Source organism: Rosenbergiella australiborealis, from assembly GCF_018494035.1.
In the GTDB taxonomy this organism is placed as follows: Bacteria; Pseudomonadota; Gammaproteobacteria; order Enterobacterales; family Enterobacteriaceae; genus Rosenbergiella; species Rosenbergiella australiborealis.
In genome coordinates this window covers 23432-41001 of sequence record NZ_JABBFO010000007.1, presented here as the reverse complement: position 1 = coordinate 41001, position 17570 = coordinate 23432, and the positions used below count along the sequence as shown (strand labels likewise).

15 protein-coding genes are annotated in these 17570 nt (G+C 45.5%); 5 read left to right on the top strand and 10 right to left on the bottom strand.

The features are described from left to right. Positions 1–68 precede the first annotated feature (68 nt). Positions 69–1382 carry an MFS transporter gene (locus HGT73_RS08835; protein ID WP_214213804.1) on the top strand — a complete coding sequence of 438 codons (1314 nt, stop codon included), beginning with the start codon at positions 69–71 and terminating at the stop codon, positions 1380–1382. Positions 1383–1450: 68 nt separating this feature from the next. Here the strand turns inward: HGT73_RS08835 and HGT73_RS08830 are convergent, their stop codons facing one another. The 4 genes from HGT73_RS08830 to HGT73_RS08815 all read right to left on the bottom strand — a co-directional run bounded on the left by HGT73_RS08830 (position 1451) and on the right by HGT73_RS08815 (position 5934). Continuing rightward, a complete protein-coding gene (locus HGT73_RS08830; RefSeq protein WP_214213802.1) occupies positions 1451–2281 on the bottom strand; it encodes a fumarylacetoacetate hydrolase family protein in 831 nt (276 codons plus the stop codon). Between the two features lie 178 nt (positions 2282–2459). Beyond that, the gene (locus tag HGT73_RS08825; protein WP_244968505.1) at positions 2460–3323 is read right to left on the bottom strand and encodes an aldo/keto reductase; all 864 of its coding nucleotides are present in this window, start codon (positions 3321–3323) and stop codon (positions 2460–2462) included. 136 nt (positions 3324–3459) lie between these two features. After that, entirely contained in the window at positions 3460–4632 is a 1173-nt protein-coding gene (locus HGT73_RS08820) for a TDT family transporter (protein WP_214213800.1), read from the bottom strand. A gap of 105 nt (positions 4633–4737) precedes the next feature. Continuing rightward, a complete protein-coding gene (locus tag HGT73_RS08815; RefSeq protein ID WP_214213798.1) occupies positions 4738–5934 on the bottom strand; it encodes a BaiN/RdsA family NAD(P)/FAD-dependent oxidoreductase in 1197 nt (398 codons plus the stop codon). A gap of 229 nt (positions 5935–6163) precedes the next feature. On the opposite strand from HGT73_RS08815, the gene pitA reads away from it, so the two are divergent. Both pitA and uspA read left to right on the top strand, forming a co-directional pair. Then, positions 6164–7651 carry an inorganic phosphate transporter PitA gene (gene pitA, locus HGT73_RS08810; protein WP_214213796.1) on the top strand — a complete coding sequence of 496 codons (1488 nt, stop codon included), beginning with the start codon at positions 6164–6166 and terminating at the stop codon, positions 7649–7651. Positions 7652–7860: 209 nt separating this feature from the next. Then, the gene (gene uspA / locus HGT73_RS08805) at positions 7861–8292 is read left to right on the top strand and encodes a universal stress protein UspA (RefSeq protein WP_214213794.1); all 432 of its coding nucleotides are present in this window, start codon (positions 7861–7863) and stop codon (positions 8290–8292) included. A gap of 41 nt (positions 8293–8333) precedes the next feature. Here uspA and rsmJ read toward each other — a convergent pair whose 3' ends face one another. Both rsmJ and prlC read right to left on the bottom strand, forming a co-directional pair. Further along, positions 8334–9095: a 16S rRNA (guanine(1516)-N(2))-methyltransferase RsmJ gene (rsmJ, locus tag HGT73_RS08800; protein ID WP_214213792.1), complete on the bottom strand. Its 762-nt coding sequence runs from the start codon at positions 9093–9095 to the stop codon at positions 8334–8336. 4 nt (positions 9096–9099) lie between these two features. After that, positions 9100–11142: an oligopeptidase A gene (gene prlC, locus HGT73_RS08795; RefSeq protein WP_214213785.1), complete on the bottom strand. Its 2043-nt coding sequence runs from the start codon at positions 11140–11142 to the stop codon at positions 9100–9102. Positions 11143–11338: 196 nt separating this feature from the next. Between prlC and HGT73_RS08790 the strand changes: the two genes are divergently transcribed. After that, positions 11339–12181 (top strand): 23S rRNA (adenine(2030)-N(6))-methyltransferase RlmJ, encoded by an 843-nt coding sequence (locus HGT73_RS08790; protein ID WP_214213783.1) that lies wholly within the window; start codon positions 11339–11341, stop codon positions 12179–12181. A 107-nt stretch (positions 12182–12288) separates the two neighbouring features. Here the strand turns inward: HGT73_RS08790 and rnz are convergent, their stop codons facing one another. Continuing rightward, a complete protein-coding gene (gene rnz / locus HGT73_RS08785) occupies positions 12289–13200 on the bottom strand; it encodes a ribonuclease Z (protein WP_214213780.1) in 912 nt (303 codons plus the stop codon). Positions 13201–13341: 141 nt separating this feature from the next. On the opposite strand from rnz, the gene gorA reads away from it, so the two are divergent. Then, complete coding sequence (gene gorA, locus HGT73_RS08780; protein ID WP_214213778.1) at positions 13342–14694, top strand: glutathione-disulfide reductase; 1353 nt, start codon at positions 13342–13344, stop codon at positions 14692–14694. A gap of 74 nt (positions 14695–14768) precedes the next feature. Here the strand turns inward: gorA and HGT73_RS08775 are convergent, their stop codons facing one another. From HGT73_RS08775 to HGT73_RS08765, 3 genes are all read right to left on the bottom strand, one after another. Next, complete coding sequence (locus HGT73_RS08775) at positions 14769–16469, bottom strand: DUF2534 family protein (RefSeq protein WP_214213776.1); 1701 nt, start codon at positions 16467–16469, stop codon at positions 14769–14771. Positions 16470–16528: 59 nt separating this feature from the next. Next, positions 16529–16945, bottom strand: coding sequence for a DUF2946 domain-containing protein (locus HGT73_RS08770; protein ID WP_214213774.1), 417 nt, complete (start codon positions 16943–16945; stop codon positions 16529–16531). Between the two features lie 71 nt (positions 16946–17016). Then, positions 17017–17520: a TIGR00645 family protein gene (locus tag HGT73_RS08765; RefSeq protein ID WP_214213772.1), complete on the bottom strand. Its 504-nt coding sequence runs from the start codon at positions 17518–17520 to the stop codon at positions 17017–17019. Between the last annotated feature and the right edge of the window lie 50 nt (positions 17521–17570).

The following is a 17570-nucleotide window of genomic DNA, read 5'->3' as shown; positions in this document are numbered from 1 at the left end:
GGGATAATTTTTCATGGAAGATAAGCGATATTTTTTCAGAAACCGCGTTTTCTGAAGGGAGGAGTAATATGAGTCACAAAGTTCCTGGCACTCGTTGGTATCGGATCATTGTACCAATATTGATTGCTTGCATTATCTCTTTTATGGATCGCGTCAACATTAGCTTTGCTCTTCCTGGCGGTATGGATCAAGATTTAGGGATCACTAGCCAAATGGCCGGTGTGGTAAGTGGCATTTTCTTTATCGGTTATCTCTTTCTACAAATTCCTGGCGGTCGTATTGCGGTACATGGCAGTGGTAAGAAATTTATCGCAGGCTCATTGACTGCTTGGGCAATCATTTCTATCGCAACCGGGTTTGTAGTGCATGAGTATCAACTACTCATTCTCCGTTTTTTATTGGGAATAGCCGAAGGAGGAATGTTACCTGTCGTCTTAACAATGGTCAGTAATTGGTTCCCGGAAAAGGAGTTAGGGCGAGCTAACGCCGTTGTTATGATGTTTGCCCCCCTTGGTGGTATTTTCACAGCGCCAGTATCCGGAGCCATTATTTCCGCACTCGATTGGCGGTGGTTATTTTTTATCGAGGGTATTCTTTCAGCGCTCGTGATGATGTTGTGGTGGGCATTAATTAGTGACCGACCAGAAGAAGCTCGTTGGCTACCTCAATCTGAACGTGAATACTTACTAACACAATTAAAAACGGAGCGAGAAGCCCGCGAGGCGAAAGTTGAAGTCAGTAACGCGCCGCTGCGTGATGTGTTCAAAAACCGTGGTCTTGTAACATTAATTTTTCTGAACTTTTTTTACCAAACTGGAGACTACGGTTATACACTCTGGCTGCCAGCCATTTTGAAGAATCTTACAGGTGGCAACATGGCTGACGTAGGGGGTCTTGCGATTCTCCCCTTTGTTGGCATGCTTGCTGGTATCTACGTTATTTCGTTGCTCAGTGATCGTTCGGGAAAACGCCGCTTGTGGGTGTGCATTTCACTGCTCTGTTTTGCCGCATCGCTCGTTGCCTCAGTGATACTGCGTCACCATGTGGTGGCCGCCTATATCGCTTTAGTAATCTGCGGGGTCTTTTTGAAAGCAGCCACAAGCCCATTTTGGAGTATTCCCGGACGTATTGCTTCCGCTGAAACCGCAGGAGCGGCGCGTGGCGTAATTAATGGTCTAGGGAACTTAGGCGGATTTTGCGGTCCGTATTTGGTGGGCGTAATGATTAACTTCTATGGCCACAATGTCGCTATCTATGCGCTGTCGATATCACTCTTAATTGCCGCTATTTTATCGATGACCTTACCGAAACAGTGCGATATACAGACTGACGAAGAGGCGGAAAGTTCCTCGGGAAAGGAGATGGCCGCCTCTAATCGTTAAATTTTCTGTGGTAGGCTAAGGCCTATCACATTCAACCGATAGCATGTTCTCCCTGCTATCGGTTCTTTTTAACGAATAATGTGTGATAAGCGGCCAATATGACTGATTTCCACCGCAACATCATCACCGGGGAACATGAAGAGTTGAGGGGTACGGGATTTCCCTACACCGCCCGGTGATCCGGTGATGATCACATCACCGGGTGATAATGGGGTAAAGTGGGTGACGTAAGCAATAATAGCCGCCACACTGTGCACCATATTCTGCGTCGAATCTTTTTGTACTTGCACACCGTTTAAAAACGTTTTTAGCTCAAGTTGTTGTGGATCTGGAATTTCATCACAGGTCGTCATCCAAGGCCCGAATCCACCGGTTGCTGGCCAGTTTTTTCCCGCGGTGAACCACGTAAACTGCATATCCCGTACAGTGGCATCCATAAAGCAACTATAGCCCGCCACGTAATCTAATGCTTCTTGCTCTGCCACTTGATGAGCAGGTTTACCGATCACGACCGCAAGCTCGCCTTCGTAGTCAAACTGCTCACTGCTGACGGGCTTTTGAATCGGTTGTAAATGAGCAGTCAAACTATCGGCAAAACGAATGAATAGTGTAGGGGCAGGATTCGTTTCCCCAAACTCGATCCGTTTTTCTGAATAATTCATCCCTACACACAAAATTTTATTCGGAGTCTTAATCACCGGTAGGAAATTGATCTCATGGAACGCATAATCAGCGACATCCGTAGACAATGATTGTAATGCTGACAAACCATCGCTTTCCAACAGGTGTTTTAGATCGCGATACTCAAGCAGTTTTCCTGCATCGATGACGCCATGTTCACAGACCAGACCAAACGTTTCATGGCCACTACTATTAATAATAAAGCTACATACCTGCATAAAATTCGGCTTTCGTTGATGTCTATTAGAAAATCGTCATATCCCTTCAAGCGATCTCACAGAGTGGATGAGCATTGCGATGCTGACGCCATAAGCGGCAGATTCTATCAGTCTGGCGATCGCTCAGCTAATCTTTTCATCCCGCTTTCGATAAAATCCTCCACTCTATTCAATCAATTTATCGAATTTCTAAAGGTTCTGCGGTCTGCGGCACCGGATAATTACGGGTTAATAAAGCCCAATCTTGTTCACTGATTTCAAGGTTCAAAGCCTTAGCATTCGCTTCAATATGTTTAATATTTCCCGATTCAGGTATTGCTAACACTTGGTGGGAACGGATACTCCAAGCCAGTAATATCGCCGCTGGTGTAACCCCATAGCGATTGGCCAGCATCTTAACGTCTTCTTGGTCGAGCAGATGAGAGTCAGCTCCGCCTAATGGACAATATGCCATCATGGCAATCTGTTCCGCATGACACCAAGGGGCGAGATCAAATTCAATGCCTCTGCCACCAAGATTATAAAAAACTTGATTGACCGCACACTGCTCACCGCCCTCTACCTTAATAAGTTGCTGCATGGCAGCCAGATCGAAATTAGAAACGCCCCATGCGCCGATTTTCCCTTTATGTTTCATCGACTCCATAAGACTGACGACTTCCTGTAAGTCATTACCTGACTGCCAGTGTAAAAGGTACAGATCAAGATAATCAGTACGTAACCGTGCTAGCGATGCATCCAGACTTCTTTCTAGCTTCTTCTCGGTGGCGTTCCAAGGATATATTTTTGACACGAGGTAAGTTCGGTCTCGGCGATCGGCAATCGCTTTACCAATGAGTCGTTCAGATTGACCCTCACCATACATTTCAGCGGTATCAATGACACGCATCCCTAACTCAAGCCGACGATGTAGCGCGATAATTTCCTGTTGCTGTTCGTAACGACCTTGGCCTAAGCGCCAGCTCCCCATTCCTATGGCTGGAAGGTCGCTGCCCGCAATGTGAATACTCGCTTTCTGTACCATCGGTAACCTCTCTATCATGCTCTACATCAATTAAGGTTAGTTCATCATCACTCACCTTGTGGAGAGAGCAAAAATGCTGGCAAGCATAACCGCTCTTTTGATATGTGTTATCAATGGTAGCTACGAGGCGAATAAGCATCGCGCCTCGTCACAGTTAAAGATTCTCTTTAAGATCCACGGTAGTGTGTTTGCTATCTTGAAGACAGGGCGAGAAAAAGAGTTGTCCACTCCATGCTCCTCGCAACGTTTTTGCCATCACAATAATCCATAAACTCGCTAAAAGCAGAAGGAACCCTACGGATAAAGATGAAAAAAAAGTAATAGCCGTCAGTTGTGCGAGTTTAAATGTTGCAAGGGTAAATACACCAAGTGGAAAAATGTAGCCCCACCAGCCCAAGTTAAAAGGGATCCCACGCTTAACATAGTAAAAGGTCACCCCGAGTGCGATGAGAAACCACCAAGCACCAACCCCCCATAGTAAAATCCCCATCATCCACCCGATCCCCGCGATAACATGGCTATATCCCGCTAATGTAGGATCGCGGCTGAGTAACTCGCTCTGCTGACTGAGTAAAAACATTCCCAAAGCACCGGTACCTATCGGCCCCAATGCCAACCATGTCGTCGCTGACAGAGCAATCGGCGGTAATTTATGTAAGGCCATCCGCAACAGTAAAATGACTAATATCGATAAGGCAATAGGAACAGAAAAAGCCCATAGCAACATATTGAAAATAACCATATCTCGTTGTTGAACAATGTCAGAAAGATGCGGAGCAATAATCCAACCACTGGCAGCGGCTACTTCTGCTGTCACAATAGGGAGTAACCAAAGTCCCGTCATTGACGACAAATTATGTGATTGTCGAGTGAACATAAATAAGGGCAGTCCTGCCCCGCACAGTATCGCGAGTATGGCATCCAGCATCCAGAGTGAGTGTGCAATGACTATCGCTTCATCACCCATCATAGGTACACCAAAATTGATAAAACCGTTAATGACGGTCGCGAGCCCCATCGGGATAGTCCCTAGAAACATCGACATTTGCGGGTGCTGGAAAATTTTACAGGCTTCCTGTGGATAGAATAACCAACGGGCACCATACAGCAGTGAAAACAATACAAACAGACTCCCGTTTATCAACCATAGAGTGCGTGCTAGCACGAACAACGGGCTACTCGCGGCGACAGCCTGTGCTAGCACCAATGCCAACACACCGGTTCCCATCGTCACGGCAAACCAATTAGGTGTAAAAAAACGGACTAACTCGGTGAGTGAGGCCAAGTGTTTAAAAGGCCTCGGTATTTTTCGTATCGTGAGTGGCATAGTGTCCTCCTGTTAAGAGGAACTATAAAAGGCTATATCCCAACCTAAAAACGGATTAATGTTGTTAGACCAATCGATAAAAGTGGTAAACAAATAATTTTGAATTTATTTTTTTGCTATCGCTTGAGCACAGGCCCAGGCTGAACTCCAAGCCCATTGGAAATTATAACCGCCTAACCAACCTGTAACATCGACAACTTCACCAATAAAATACAAGCCGGGAACATCCCGCACTTCAAATGTCTGAGAGGAGAGATGTTGGGTATCAACGCCCCCCAGCGTAACCTCAGCAGTTCGGTACCCTTCCGTTCCATTGGGGTGGATCTGCCAAGCCGTTAATTGATTCACCAGCTGCTGCTGCTGCCGTGAATTGAGCTGTTTGAGTGTCACATCAGGAACAAAAGATAATTCAGCGAGCTGATCAACCAGTCGTTTTGGTAATACCCGTGCCAAGCTATTTTTTAGTGATAAGTTTGGATGCTCGTTCCGCTGTGCCTCAATAAAACCATTAATATCCATATCGGGTAATAAATTTACCGTCACGGCTTCACCGGGACGCCAATAACTGGAAATTTGTAATATTGCAGGACCTGAAAGTCCACGGTGGGTGAAAAGCAGCGACTCTTTAAAGCGAGTTCCCTGAGCAGCATCAACCGTAACGGGAACCGCTATCCCTGAGAGTTGCTGAAGATTATCAAGTAAAGGCTTGTGAAGGGTAAGAGGAACTAATGCCGCACTCACCGGGCGAACGGATAACCCAAATTGCTCTGCGACTTTGTATCCAAATGGGGTTGCCCCTAGACCCGGCATCGATAAGCCTCCCGATGCGATAACGACATTACGGGTACAGACTTGCATACCATTTAAGGTGAGATGGTATTCATCGGAATCCTGTCGCTGAATACTAAGGACTTCACTACGTAAACGAATCGTGACATTACCCTGTTCACATTCAGCCGTTAAAAGATCAACAATTTGCTGGGCAGATTCATCACAAAATAGCTGACCTAAGGTTTTTTCATGCCAATTAATGTTGTATTTATTTACCAGATCAATAAAGTCCCACTGTGTATAGCGAGCAAGTGCTGACTTACAAAAATGAGGATTGTGCGAAAGGTAGGCAGAAGGCTCAATGTACAGATTAGTAAAGTTGCAACGCCCTCCTCCGGACATCAATATTTTGCGCCCAACTTTTTTTCCGTTATCAACCACTAAGACATTCAGTCCTCGCTGCCCAGCTTGGGCGGCACAGAATAACCCCGCAGCCCCAGCGCCAATTACTACGACATCAAAATTTTCCACACAACCCCCTCTAAAAGGCCAGATTGTAGTGACCCTTAACCTCGGTGGCTAGTGAGCAAAAAAAAAAGTTGATTGATTATTAAATAACTTACTATTTTTTATAGAAAAATTACCGTTAATTTTACTTTAGCTGGCCAGTAATAAGAAAAAAATTGGATATTTTACTTTCCTGCAAGCACCTAACTCGCCGATAATCGCTAAGGCATGTCCCATAAAATGGCGTAACATTATGTTCCATCTGTTTACCGGTCTTGATTTGAGTACCAGCCTATTCTTAGTTCTGGCACTTTTATTTGTTCTTTTCTACGAAGCGATTAATGGCTTCCATGATACAGCGAACGCGGTTGCTACCGTTATTTATACCCGTGCCATGCGTGCACAGCTCGCAGTAATGATGGCAGGCTTATTTAATTTCCTTGGCGTATTATTCGGTGGCTTAAGTGTCGCTTATGCGATAGTGCATATTCTTCCCACCGATCTACTGCTTAATGTTGGCTCTTCTCACGGGCTAGCAATGATTTTCTCAATATTGCTGGCTGCAATTATTTGGAATCTAGGAACGTGGTATTTTGGCTTACCGGCATCAAGTTCGCATACGCTTATTGGTGCGATCATCGGTATTGCCGTAACAAACGCGCTGGTGACGGGAGGTTCGTTAGTTCAGGCGTTAAATCTTCCAAAAGTTATTAATATCTTTTTATCGCTGATACTGTCTCCAATTGTCGGTATGGTGATCGCCGGTTTATTGATCTTCTTACTCCGCAAGTATTGGAGTGGGACCAAAAAACGTCGACGTAACCACATGACGCCAGCTGATCGTGAAAAACAGGACGGTAAAAAGAAACCTCCTTTTTGGACACGTACTGCGCTTATCGTTTCAGCAATAGGTGTGAGCTATTCACACGGTGCCAATGATGGTCAAAAAGGTATCGGTTTGGTCATGCTGGTTTTAATTGGCGTTGCACCAGCCGGATTTGTGGTGAATATGAATGCTTCAGGTTACGATATTACACGTACACGTGACGCCGTAAATCATCTTGAACAGTATTATCAACAGCATAATATTCCGGTCACTTCGCTAACTGCTTTACCAGCCTCAGCAAACACGCCAATCAATCCTAACGAGCCTTTCCACTGTAATAGTGAAAGTGGGTTAACAACTGTTCATAACGCCCAAAGTTTGCTGAAGAACCTTTCAAGCTATGATCAGTTAAGTGTTGAAAACCGTTCTCAAGTTCGCCGTTTACTGCTCTGTATGTCAGATACAACCGATAAGATTGCGAAACTCCCCTCTACCACAACCGAAGACAAACGTTTCTTAGCAAATCTGAAGAGTGACCTTAACGGGACAATTGAATATGCCCCAGTTTGGATCATTTTTGCCGTTGCTTTAGCGTTATCGTTAGGTACCATGGTCGGCTGGCGCCGTGTAGCAACGACTATTGGCGAAAAAATTGGTAAGAATGGGATGACTTATGCACAAGGTATGTGTGCACAGATCACAGCGGCCGTCTCGATAGGGTTAGCAAGTTATACCGGTATGCCGGTATCAACCACTCACATTCTTTCATCTTCAGTTGCCGGGACGATGATTGTTGATGGCGGAGGGGTGCAAGCGAAAACGATCCGTAGTATCGCCTTGGCTTGGGTTCTTACTTTACCGATTTCAATCCTGCTTTCTGCGACCCTTTACTGGATTGCATTAAAGATAATTTAACCAGATCCAGACACAGGTCATTGATCTGTGTCTGACTTTTCCTACTCATTTACTGCCTCTCTCGCTAACTCAAGCTATAATTCTGTTAAGCTAATTACCCTATTTCACCATGACAGTCTTTGTGCTTAACGCTATGATTGGGACTTCATAGCAACATCAGTAATCGCTAACCACAATGTCGTGACTATTGCGCCCATAAGGAGTTTACCATGTCTTATAATCATATTTTGGTGGCCGTCGATCTCGCACCAGAAAGTGAAGAGTTAGTCCAGAAAGCGGTTTCTCTGGCAAAACCTTACAATGCAAAAGTATCGATTATTCATGTTGATGTTAACTATTCTGACCTTTATACCGGATTAATTGATGTGAATTTAGGTGATATGCAAAAGCGTATCTCTCAAGAAACCTCACAAGCCTTAACGACATTAGCTAATCAGGCCGGTTATCCTCTAAGCGAAATATTGAGTGGTACTGGCGAGTTGGCTCAGGTACTGATCGATGCAATCCATAAATACGAAATTGATTTAGTCATCTGCGGCCATCATCAAGATTTCTGGAGTAAATTGATGTCTTCTGCACGACAACTCATCAATAATGTTCATATCGATATGCTAATCGTACCTATCCGTGAAGAAGAGTAATTGAGTCCTCCCGACCCTATGACTGCTGATCGGGAGTTTTTTTACGCTATTTCTGGCTTTAACGATGGATAAATATCGAAGCGGTGGCTTTTGGTAACCACCGCAGAGCTAGTTTCAACACCATTCAAAGCTGGCGCATAGTCGGGACGTTTAACGACAATGCGACGTTTCGCTAAGCAACGTGCCGGTGTCAGCAATGCGTCAGCGTCTTCATCAGCACCGACTAGTGACTGAAAAATTCGCATTTCTTTTTTAACTAATGCACTTTTTTGACGGTGCGGATACATCGGGTCAAGATACACGACATCAGGGCGAGGCGTTAAGGTAGTGAGTTGCTGCACACTCGTACCATAAATTAACGTTAGTCGTTGTTGTAACCACTCGCCGATTTCCGGATCGAGGTAGCCACGACGCAGACCATCTTCTAGCAAAGCTGCAACCACAGGGTGCCTTTCAATCATCCGTACCCGGCATCCGAGCGAGGCCAGCACAAAAGCATCTCGTCCTAAACCTGCCGTTGCATCCACCACATCGGGAAAGTAACTTCCCTTTATGCCAACAGCCTTAGCGACGGCTTCACCACGACCGCCTCCAAATTTACGACGATGTGCCATCGTTCCAGCCACAAAATCGACGTAGATACCCCCCAACTTGGGTTCATCTCGTTTACGGAGTTCCAATCGCTCAGCGGTTAGCACTAACGCCATTAATGCATTATCGTCGTGGCGGATCTCCCAACGTTCGGCGATATCATTTAGGGCACCCGCTTGGGTGCCCGATTCATCAACTAAGCAAATATTCACTTACTTAGCCTTCGATCCCATATTGTTTTAACATTGCGTCGATCTGTGGCTCGCGTCCACGAAAACGCTTAAACAGATCCATCGGCGCTTCTGAGCCCCCACGGCTTAAGACGTTATCTAAGAATGACTGACCTGTTTCACGGTTAAAGATACCTTCATCTTCAAATCGTGACCATGCATCTGCGGCTAGGACATCTGCCCAGAGATAACTGTAATAGCCTGCGGCATAGCCACCCGCAAAGATATGGCTAAAGGCATGTGGAAAGCGACCCCATTCCGGTGAAGGCATAACCGCAACCTTCTGCTTCACATCTTGCAGAATTTCCAGCACTCTTGCCCCTTTCTCTGGCTGGTATTCAGCGTGTAAGCGGAAGTCAAAAAGCCCAAACTCAAGTTGGCGTAAGATAAACATGGCAGCATTATAATTTTTCGCCGCCAACATTTTTTCCAATAAGGATTGAGGAAGTGGCTCACCTGTTTCGTAATGACCTGAGATAAAGGCTAATGCCTCAGGTTCCCAGCACCAGTTTTCCATAAATTGACTCGGTAACTCGACCGCATCCCAAGGAACACCATTGATACCAGAAACGCCTGCGGTATCGATTTGGGTTAGCATATGGTGAAGGCCATGCCCAAACTCATGGAATAGGGTAACCACTTCGTCGTGGGTAAAGAGTGCAGGTTTATCTCCCACTGGGCGATTAAAGTTACAAGTGAGATACGCGACCGGTTTTTGTAATGTACCGTCCGCTTTTTTCATCCGTCCCACACAGTCATCCATCCACGCACCACCACGTTTATGTTCCCGTGCGTAGAGGTCAAGGTAAAAACTACCGACTAATTGATCGTTACCGTCAAATAAATCAAAGAAGCGTACCTCAGGATGCCAAACATCGACATCATGACGCTCTGCGGCGCGCAATCCATAAACACGGTGAATAACTTCAAATAAGCCGCTCAGCGCACGTTGTTCTGGAAAGTAAGGACGTAACTGCTCATCACTAATGGTATAGAGATGCTGTTTTTGTTTTTCTGCATACCAAGTAATATCCCAAGGGTGTAGGTCGCTTACGCCATAATGCTGTTGAGCAAATTCACGTAATTGGGCAAGCTCACGTTCACCTTGGGGCTGGGCCCGTGCTGCAAGATCGTTCAAGAAACCGAGTACTTGGTCGGTTGACTCTGCCATTTTTGTTGCCAGAGACTTCTCAGCAAAAGAACCAAAGCCCAAGAGTTGTGCGATTTCATGGCGTAATGCCAGTTCTTCTTCAATGAGTGGTCCGTTATCCCACTTACCCGCATTTGGGCCTTGATCCGAAGCTCTTGTGCTGTAGGCACGGTACATCTCTTCGCGTAAAGTTTGGTTATCACAGTAAGTCATTACCGGTAGATAACTTGGGATATCCAGTGTGAGTAACCATCCTTCCTGCTGCTTTGCTTCCGCTTGAGCTTTTGCCGCAGCAAGGGCGCTTTCCGGCATACCCGCTAATTCTTTTTCGTCAGTAATGAGCTTACTCCAGCCCATTGTTGCATCCAGCACATTGTTGCTGTAAGCCGCGCCAATCTCAGAAAGACGAGCAGAAATTTCACCGTAACGTTTTTGTTTCTCGCTCGGTAGACCAATGCCTGAAAGCTCAAAGTCACGCAGCGCGTTATCCACTGCTTTTTGCTCAGCCATCGATAAGGCGGAATACTCCGTACCCTCTTTTAGGCTACGATATGCTTGGTACAAGCCTGCGTGTTGACCCACCCAAGTACCGTACTCGGATAATAGAGGCAATACCCCTTCGTAGGCTTCACGTAACTCAGGACTATTTTTGACTGAGTTAAGATGACTCACCGGAGAAAAAATACGTCCTAAGCGATCATCAGCTTCGGCTAACGGCTGGCAAAGATTTTCCCACGTGTAGGGGCCAGACTGCGCAACCACTCGTTCAACCGTTGCACGGCACTCATCTAAAGCCGCTGTAACAGCTGGCACGACATGCTCCGGTTTTATCGCAGAGAAAGGTGGCAAGCTGAAAGGGGTGAGTAGTGGATTTGTCATAGCACCATCCTATAGAAGTTTGAGTTGAACGCTGATCGTATTTTCAAGATATGGGGATGAAAGTAAAAATATCAATCTTAGTCTCTGCTTCTCTTGGGTAACGCTACTGCCCCGCAGGGCAATTTGATATACTGGCAGCTCATAGACAGCATTTGCTGTACCGTTTTTATAAGTGTTCTGGAATAAAGGAAATCACATGCTGAGCTATCGCCACAGCTTCCACGCGGGTAACCACGCCGATGTTTTAAAGCACACCGTGCAAAGCCTTATTATCTCGGCGTTAAAAGAGAAGGATAAACCTTTTCTTTATTTGGATACCCACGCCGGTGCAGGCCGTTACCTGCTCAATAGCGAGCAAGCAGAACGGACAGGCGAGTATATGGAAGGTATCGCACGTATTTGGCAACAAAGTAATACGCCAGTCGAGCTTGCCCCCTACTTGCAAGCCGTTCGTGATTTAAATCCCTCCGGGCAACTTAAATATTATCCAGGATCACCACTGATCGCCCGCCATTTATTACGTGAGCATGATCAATTACAGTTGACCGAGCTCCATCCTAGCGACTATCCGTTGCTACGTAGCGAATTCCAAAAGGATCTGCGTGCAGTCGTTTCACGCAGTGATGGTTACCAACAGCTCAAAGCTAAACTTCCGCCGCAATCTCGACGTGGACTAGTACTTATTGATCCCCCTTATGAGATCAAAAGCGACTATCAGGCAGTAGTACAAGGTATCGCCGAAGGCTATAAACGATTCTCAACCGGAGTATATGCGCTCTGGTACCCGGTAGTCTTACGCCAGCAAATCAAGCGCATGATTGCTGAACTGAAAGACACCGGTATCCGCCGTATTCTACAAATCGAATTGGCCGTAAAACCTGATAGCGATCAGCGTGGAATGACAGCATCAGGGATGATTGTCATCAATCCACCATGGAAGTTAGAACAGCAAATGAAGTCCGTGTTACCTTGGTTACATCAGCAACTAGTTCCTCAAGGTATTGGCCATACCTTAGTCGAGTGGATTGTGCCTGAATAATCGATATTGAGAGCTATCATCTGTATAGCTCTCATTTCAAACAAATAGAAAAGTAGAACGCTAACGCGGATCTGACTTCGCACTGACCAGGATTTTCCAGTGAACCTCTAAACGTCAATCACCATAAAATCGCTCGCAAAAATCGTGTTAGTGAAAATCCCACGACACTCTGCTAATAGACGCGGCATATCATGTTGCCGATAACGAGAACTGAAGTGCGTCGCGATTAATTGACTGACTTCAGCCTGTTGGGCAATTAACGCCGCTTGCGCTGTGGTCGAGTGCCCTCGTCCATTCGCCTTTTCTGCCATCGCCGCTTCTAATGTCGCTTCATGAACAAGAATGTCAGCCCCCTTTGCCAGTAGAATGGCATTATCGCAAGGCGCGGTATCGCCAAGAATAGTCACGACTTTCCCTTTTTGACTTGGGCCGAGATAGCGCTGAGCCACCAGCTCTCGTCCATCAGGAAGCTGTACGTTTTTTCCTTTTTTTAGCTGTTGTAACCAGGCCCCCGCCGGGATGTTATCTGCTTTTAAGAATTGCTCATCTAATTTTCCAGGTAAATCATGCTGCTCAACCCGATAACCGTAACAAGGAATCACATGATTTAAGGATTGTGCAATCACCCGATACTGTTCATCCTCATAGATAACCCCCGGCTCAACCTCAATAATGTCTAATGGAAAATCAACCCATGAACCACTGATGCTTAAGGCTGTTTCAATAAAAGTCTTCAAACCTTTTGGGCCATAAAGGGTAAGAGGCGTCACTATACTGCTCATTGAGCGACTGGTTAACATTCCTGGAAGCCCGAAAATATGGTCACCATGCAAATGAGTAATGAATATTTTTTCTAATCGTCCGGGCTTTAATGGCGTTCGCATAAACTGATGCTGTGTCGCTTCGCCACAATCAAATAGCCAGGTTTCCCCTTTCGTAGAGAAGGTCAGTGCTATACTGGTGACATTACGCTGTAAACTCGGTGTGCCAGCACAGGTACCAAGAAAAGTTAAGTACATCGTAGTTCCGGTTAGTTTTCCCATCGTGAAATAAGCCTATCACAGCTATAGAAGTAAACTTTGCATAGTTTTTCCGACGCAGGTTACACTGTGCATAGAAACTAATTAATTTTATCGACCTCAATTGAAATGGAAGGAACGATGACTAAACATTATGATTACCTGGCTATCGGTGGCGGGAGCGGTGGTATCGCGTCAATTAATCGTGCAGCGATGCATGGCAAAAAATGTGCCTTAGTAGAAGCAAAAGCGCTAGGAGGCACATGTGTCAACGTAGGCTGTGTCCCTAAAAAAGTCATGTGGCATGCCGCGCAGATCGCTGAAGCAATCCATATGTACGGTCCTGATTACGGTTTTGATACTACCGTTAATAAGTTTGATTGGAAGACATTAATCAAAAACCGCTCAGCCTACATCGATCGTATCCATAATTCTTACGACAATGTATTAGGTAAGAATAATGTCGATGTCATCAAAGGTTTTGCAAAATTCGTTGATGCCCATACGGTTGAAGTTAACGGCGAAACGTATACTGCAGATCATATTTTAATCGCAACGGGTGGCCATCCAGTTCTCCCTTCAATCCCAGGCGCTGAGTATGGTATTGATTCTGATGGATTTTTTGAATTAGATAATCTACCTGCACGTATTGCAGTGATTGGCGCTGGCTATATCGCGGTAGAAGTCGCTGGAGTGCTTAACTCACTCGGTGCAGAAACAGATTTATTTTTACGTAAAGACAAACCACTTCGCGGTTTTGATCCTCTACTCTCTGATACGCTCGTTGAGGTAATGGAAAAAGAGGGCCCTAAACTGCATAAACAGTGTGAAGCGGAACGTATTGAAAAAAATAGTGATAATAGCCTAACGATTTATTTCACTAACGGCACTTCGCATAACACTGACTGCCTAATTTGGGCAATCGGTCGAGCTCCTGCAACCGAGAATATCAACCTTGCAGTGACCGGTGTGGAGTTGAATGATAAAGGTTATATCAACGTCGATAAGTATCAAAATACGTCGGTACCTGGAATTTATGCGGTAGGTGATAATACGGGTGCGGTGGAATTGACGCCTGTCGCTGTCGCAGCAGGTCGACGTTTATCCGAGCGTCTATTCAATAATAAGCCGGATGAACACATGGATTTTTCAAATATCGCGACTGTGGTCTTTAGTCACCCGCCAATTGGTACGGTAGGACTCAGCGAACCTGAAGCACGAGAAAAATTTGGTGACGAGCAGGTAAAAATTTATTCCTCTTCATTTACCGCGATGTATACCGCAGTGACTCAATACCGTCAACCTTGTCGGATGAAACTTGTCTGCGTAGGCCCTGATGAGAAAATCGTTGGTATTCATGGTATTGGTTACGGTATGGATGAAATGCTACAAGGATTTGCCGTCGCCTTGAAAATGGGGGCAACAAAACGAGATTTTGATAATACCGTTGCCATCCATCCAACATCTGCTGAAGAATTTGTGACTATGCGCTAAGCCTTTCTCTAGGCAAAAATAAGAAACCACCTGCGGGTGGTTTCTTTTTAGATATATTATAAGCGCGCCCGCAATTATTCCCCTTGCGGATCACTCTCCCCTAAGAAAAAATACCAGAGCGGAATCGACATCAGACCCGTAAAAACACTGGTATAGATAATAATCATCATTCCTTGCATGACATACATTCCCCCCGACCACTGAGCAAAGGAGAGATGGTACTCATCAATGACGCCACCGATAATCGCCCTACTCATAACAGCACAAGTGATTAACCAAATAACGACCACGCCACGAATAAAATTATGTTTCTTTTTACGCTGCTTATACTGCTCACTCGTAATAAGTGAACACTCACCTACAGGTTTATTTTGCATGGTTATCGCCCTCTTCCAGCGAAATAGATCAACGAGTATAAAGAGAAGTAGACTCACGCCAAGAACAGGTAATGCATAACCCAATAATATCGCTATTATCGTAATGATGCCGCGCAGCATTCCCGGACAATTTTTCCACGCCTCACTTAACGTATTGGTAGGTGAATGTTGGGCCGGGACAGGTCGGCGTATCCACCACTGGCGATACCCCATAACGATCATCACACAGAGTCCCAATGCGAAGAGCGCGAGTACGACCTGATTTACCCAACCGAATAAGACGCCCATATGTGCATCCACTCCCCAACGCGTTAATTTTGCCAGAAGTGGATAGTCGCGGAACTCGACGCGGTCAATAACTGCGAGGGTTTGTGGATTTAGGGCGACTGCATCAACGTGAACCGGCCAACGGTGATCAATCTCAGTAACCGTCCAGGTATGGTGACTGTCTTTAGGCGAACGAATTTCAATTTTAGCCGCGTCAATACCGGCATTACGTGCATGCGATAACACACTATCCCAATCGTTATCGGCAACATGATAGCTCGGTGAATTCACTATCGATGGGCCGCTCATATCCATACCAGGCATACTCGCCATATCCATCGTTTGATGCTCCGCATGAGGAGTCATCACCTTTCCTTTATCTTGCCCATCGAGGACGGTTGTCACCTGCGGAGTTAACCAACCGAAGCTATGTCGTAGACGATTCACATTCTCCCCTGCCCACTGCGACCAAGTGATCCCTGTGGCGGAAAGAAACAACATACCCAGTAGTAGGACTACACCTAAACGGCGATGCCAGCGTTGGCTAAATGTAGCAGTGGACGTATGCCTAAGTCGTTGCCGAGAGACTAACCATAGAATTATGCCGCCTAATGCGGCAATCCACATCCATGATGCAGCAAGTTCACTGTATGCTCTGCCGACATTTCCCAACAATAAACTTTGATGTAAATGATCCAACCCTGTACGGAACGGCAGTATGCCTGAGGTACCGTATACGGTGTAATCACCGGTGACAATCAGTCTATAAGGATCAACAAAAATAGCACGTGTCTCTGACGGCCCAAGACCAGGTTGAGAAAATTGGATACGTGTTGTCGATGTTGCTGAAGGTGCTGGGCGCACTGCCGCAATACTACCTGATTGATGGAGGTACTGCCGAGCCACAGCAATCTGTTGAGAAAGCGGCTGGGTATCTCCCATCGGAATAACCGTTAACGTCGGTTTGTATAACCACGCTTCGATACTCGGTGTGATGACATACAGCATCCCAGTAAATGAAGCGATAAAAATAAATGGCCCTACACATAAGCCAATATAAAAATGTAAACGACGCAGCAATAGCATAAATGCGCTATTACTCTTTGACGCCGTTGTTACGCAGTCAGTCATAGTAATTCCGCTTGTTAAAATCAATAGTGAAAGCACTCATACATAAAGTGCCACATTGGTTAACAACCGACAGACGGCGGGCCTCTTGATAACTGAGGCGGATAAAAAGGAATCAGGATAATTGTTTGATAGGGGATCCGTGGTGTAACCCGTGATAGGGCAGTAATAAACCAAAGTATCGCGGCGGCGAGACTCACTAAGAAAGGAAAATGAATGAGTAATTCACAATAGCCACAGAGTAATCCTGACTCAACAGAAGAGTGCTCACCCTTTTTTTGAGGCGTCATGTGATGCATCATTTCTTCTGACATAGCCCCATCGTTCATTGATAGGGGGCAGGATTGAGAGGTGTAAGGAACTCTATCGGAGTGAGAAAGGAAGAGTGCAAGAGAGACTAAGGGCGCGATAAATAACAGTAACATCGAAAGTAGAGCAAGCGTTGCGATCAATCGATTTTTTACTGAGTGTACAAGCATGCGCCCTATCTATTCTAAAGAAAAGCCTTGGGTCGAGAGTATAAACCGACACAAGGCAAAAATGTTAATAATTAGTGTGCAGATTTATCATAACGCGACAATTTGTCTAAATATCCCATAACAAATGCAGAAAATACAAAGGTGACGTGTAAAACGACGTACCATAAAATTTTTGTATTATCGATGGTACGGACTTCCATAAAGACACGCAGGAGGTGTATTGACGAGATCGCCACTATGGAAGCAGCCACTTTATTTTTTAGAGAGCCTGCATCCATTTTTCCTAACCAGCTTAACTTTTCTTTGCTCTCATCAATATCAAGACGGGAAATAAAGTTTTCATACCCTGACAACATCACCATGATGAGTAATCCCCCCACTAGTGACATATCGATCAGTGAGAGGAGTAATAAGATGAGATCATTTTCACTGACGGTGAGAAGCTCAGGCAGAACATGAATCACTTCTTGGAAAAATTTTACGGTTAATGCCAGCAGTCCCAGAGAGAGACCAAAATAGACTGGCGCCAAAATCCAGCGGGTGGCATACATTAAATTTTCGACAAAACGTTCCATAATAATCCGAGCAAGAAAAAAAGGTGTGGGCCAGTATATCAAAGGCAACG

What these genes read in the sequence shown, in the direction of transcription:
- pitA (WP_214213796.1), top strand. Translation starts at nt 6,164, where the DNA reads ATGTTCCATCTGTTTACCGGTCTTGATTTGAGTACCAGCCTATTCTTA.
- HGT73_RS08820 (WP_214213800.1), bottom strand. Translation starts at nt 4,632, where the DNA reads ATGCCACTCACGATACGAAAAATACCGAGGCCTTTTAAACACTTGGCC.
- HGT73_RS08835 (WP_214213804.1), top strand. Translation starts at nt 69, where the DNA reads ATGAGTCACAAAGTTCCTGGCACTCGTTGGTATCGGATCATTGTACCA.
- HGT73_RS08825 (WP_244968505.1), bottom strand. Translation starts at nt 3,323, where the DNA reads ATGATAGAGAGGTTACCGATGGTACAGAAAGCGAGTATTCACATTGCG.
- HGT73_RS08765 (WP_214213772.1), bottom strand. Translation starts at nt 17,520, where the DNA reads ATGGAACGTTTTGTCGAAAATTTAATGTATGCCACCCGCTGGATTTTG.
- HGT73_RS08770 (WP_214213774.1), bottom strand. Translation starts at nt 16,945, where the DNA reads ATGCTTGTACACTCAGTAAAAAATCGATTGATCGCAACGCTTGCTCTA.
- prlC (WP_214213785.1), bottom strand. Translation starts at nt 11,142, where the DNA reads ATGACAAATCCACTACTCACCCCTTTCAGCTTGCCACCTTTCTCTGCG.
- HGT73_RS08790 (WP_214213783.1), top strand. Translation starts at nt 11,339, where the DNA reads ATGCTGAGCTATCGCCACAGCTTCCACGCGGGTAACCACGCCGATGTT.
- gorA (WP_214213778.1), top strand. Translation starts at nt 13,342, where the DNA reads ATGACTAAACATTATGATTACCTGGCTATCGGTGGCGGGAGCGGTGGT.
- uspA (WP_214213794.1), top strand. Translation starts at nt 7,861, where the DNA reads ATGTCTTATAATCATATTTTGGTGGCCGTCGATCTCGCACCAGAAAGT.
- HGT73_RS08830 (WP_214213802.1), bottom strand. Translation starts at nt 2,281, where the DNA reads ATGCAGGTATGTAGCTTTATTATTAATAGTAGTGGCCATGAAACGTTT.
- HGT73_RS08775 (WP_214213776.1), bottom strand. Translation starts at nt 16,469, where the DNA reads ATGACTGACTGCGTAACAACGGCGTCAAAGAGTAATAGCGCATTTATG.
- rnz (WP_214213780.1), bottom strand. Translation starts at nt 13,200, where the DNA reads ATGTACTTAACTTTTCTTGGTACCTGTGCTGGCACACCGAGTTTACAG.